2 protein-coding genes are annotated in these 1,733 nt (G+C 71.1%); both read left to right on the top strand.

The features are described 5' to 3' along the window. The first annotated feature begins 15 nt into the window (after window positions 1–15). Entirely contained in the window at window positions 16–606 is a 591-nt protein-coding gene (locus AC5LUJ_RS09045; RefSeq protein WP_493464773.1) for an OmpA family protein, read from the top strand. A 431-nt stretch (window positions 607–1,037) separates the two neighbouring features. After that, window positions 1,038–1,733, top strand: a 696-nt coding sequence (locus AC5LUJ_RS09040; RefSeq protein WP_493464769.1) for a metal ABC transporter ATP-binding protein, incomplete at its 3' end; no start/stop codon positions are given.

Raw genomic sequence — 1,733 nt, 5'->3', positions numbered from 1 at the left:
ACGCCGGCCAGGCCCGTGCCGGCCCGTCTCGGCGTGGCCGTGTCGGCGCTGGTCACCGCTGTGCTGTCGTGGCTGTGCGCGCCGGCGGCCCACGCCGCGACGGACGCCTCGACAGCTCCACCCACGGTGACCGACCAGGCGATCACCGAGTCGATCCGGGAGATCGATCCGGCGGCGGCGATCCAGCCGATCGACATCGAACGGTCCGTCGTCGCACTGCGCACCGAGCGGCGTGACGGTGCGGGCGTGGTCGTGACGATCAGCTCGGACGTGCTCTTCGCGTTCGACTCGGCCAACCTGACCGAGGCGGCCCGCGAACAGCTGGCCGGCATCGCGGCACAGCTCGTCAGGGCGACCGGCACGGTCATCGTCAACGGCTACACCGACAGCATCGGTACGCCCGCGTACAACGTGATCCTGTCCCAGCGACGGGCGGACGCCGTCGCGAACCTGCTGCGTCCGAAGACTCCGCCCGGCGTCCTCGTCTCGGCGACCGGGCACGGCGCCGCCAGCCCGGTCGCGCCGAACACCAACCCGGACGGCTCGGAGAACGCCGCGGGCCGTGGCCAGAACCGACGGGTCAGCATCATCTACCGCACATCATGACCGTCACCCACGACGATCGACGCCGAATCCGCACCCAGCCGTCACGAATATCCGCTGTCATGACCTTTTTGGATACGGTCGGTATCACAGTCCGGGGCCGTGGCGGCGGGTCCGTGGCCGTTCGTGCCCGCGTGGACCGCATCAGCCTGTGCGGGTGAGATGACTGGTGGGGACGCAATCCGCAATGCCGGACGCGTCCGGTGGTCGTACCGTCTCGGAACATGACCGAGGCAACGCGGTGGTTGTCGAGCTCCACATTCAGGAAATCAGCCGTATGGCCGGTGGGCCCCGCGGAGCAGGACGTGGTCACGGCCGCCTGGTGGCCAGCCCGGCCTGACAGCCCCATCGGTCCGGCCGCGTCGGATCCGCGGGTCATATCCGATTCACCGGCCGGACCGGATGAAAGGCGAGGATGCGGAACGTTCCCGGCCGTGGTTCTCGACCGGGCGACGGTCGCCTACGGCCGGATCCCGGTTCTGGAGAACGTCCACGGAACGGTCGAAGCCGGCCACATCGTGGCCGTCATCGGCCCGGACGGCGCCGGGAAGTCGACGCTGATGAAAGCGCTGCTCGGGCTTGCCCCGGTGGTGAGCGGATCGGTGACGGTACTCGGCTGCCCACCGATGCAGGCCCGCCGCCGGGTCGCCTACGTCCCGCAGGTCGACGCGCTCGGGCCCGACCCGCGGGTGACCGTCGCCCAGGCCGTCCTCATGGGTCGTTACCGCTCGCTCGGCTGGGTGCGGCGGCCCACCCGCACGGACCGGGCCATCGCGGCACGCGCCCTGGAAACGGTCGGGCTCGCCCAGCATGCCGGGGAGCGGTTCGAGGCGCTGCCCGGCGGGCAGCGCCAGCGGGTGCTCCTCGCCCGTGCCATCGCCCAGCAGCCGCGTCTGCTGCTGCTCGACGAGCCGTTCGACGGCGTGGACGTCCTGTCCCAGCAGGCGTTGCTGTCCGCGCTGGCAGCCGTGCGCTCGGCCGGCACCAGCGTCATGATGTCCACGCACGATCTCGCGCTGGCCCATCTGACCTGCGACAGCGTCTGGCTGCTCAACCGCCGCCAGTTCGGCTCCGGACCAGCGGCGGCCACCCTCACCCCGGAGAAGCTGCGCATCACCTACCACGGCGGC

Source organism: Protofrankia sp. CiP1_Cm_nod3, from assembly GCF_982290655.1.
Note: the sequence above shows the minus strand (reverse complement) of the source record. Positions and strands in the feature narration are given on the sequence as shown.